The 247-nt window shown below is 66.4% G+C and carries 1 protein-coding gene; it reads right to left on the reverse strand.

Annotated features, from left to right (window positions below):
- The coding region (locus tag CH341_RS33120; protein ID WP_281023749.1) for an alanine racemase C-terminal domain-containing protein at window positions 1-247 on the reverse strand (247 nt) is incomplete at both ends.

Genomic DNA, 247 nt, shown 5'->3' on the forward strand with positions numbered 1-247 from the left:
CGACGTTCGGGCCAAAAAGCTCGGCCGTCTTGCCGGGGAGCGCAAGACCTTCCGGAATGTCGGTCACGTCGACCGAAATGAGATCCATCGAGATACGCCCGAGCAAGGGCGCAAGATGCCCGCCGATGGAAACGAGGGCGCCCGACGCCATGTCCGAGGAGCCGGCGGCGCGCAGATAGCCATCGGCGTAACCGGCGGAGAGGATCGCGATGCGGGTCGTGCGCCGCAGAGTTTCCAGCGCGCCGTA

The organism is Rhodoplanes roseus (assembly GCF_003258865.1).
GTDB classification, from domain to species: domain Bacteria; phylum Pseudomonadota; class Alphaproteobacteria; order Rhizobiales; family Xanthobacteraceae; genus Rhodoplanes; species Rhodoplanes roseus.